Raw genomic sequence first — 423 nt, 5'->3', positions numbered from 1 at the left:
ACGGCATTCTGCAGCTGGATGGCTACACTGGCTACAACCGCCTGACGCGTCCGTCCCGGACAGGCGGCGCGCCGATCACCGTTGCCCATTGCTGGGCGCATGCCCGACGCAAGCTGAAGGAGATCTTTGATCGCGACGGCTCCGTGATTGCGGCCGAGGGCCTGCGCCGGATCGCCGAGCTTTACCGGATCGAGGCCGAGATCCGCGGCATGGGCCCCGGCCAGCGGCTGTCGGCCCGCCAGGCGCGCACTGCGCCGCTGGTCGCCGCCTTCGGCGAATGGCTGCAGGCGCAATGCCGGCGCGTATCGATGAAGTCGCGTCTCGGTGAAAAGCTGGCCTATATCCATCGCCACTGGGACGGGCTGCAGACCTTCCTGCGCGATGGCCGTGTCGAGATCGACTCCAACTGCGTCGAGAACCTGA

Annotated in this window: 1 protein-coding gene; it reads left to right on the top strand. The window is 67.1% G+C overall.

The features are described from left to right. On the top strand, nucleotides 1-423 hold a 423-nt coding region (locus EG885_RS22500; protein WP_165571282.1), incomplete at both ends, for an IS66 family transposase.

This window comes from Paracoccus nototheniae (assembly GCF_004335005.1).
In the GTDB taxonomy this organism is placed as follows: domain Bacteria; phylum Pseudomonadota; class Alphaproteobacteria; order Rhodobacterales; family Rhodobacteraceae; genus Paracoccus; species Paracoccus nototheniae.
The sequence above is the reverse complement of the archived record's forward strand: the minus strand, read 5'-3'. Positions and strand labels throughout refer to the sequence as shown.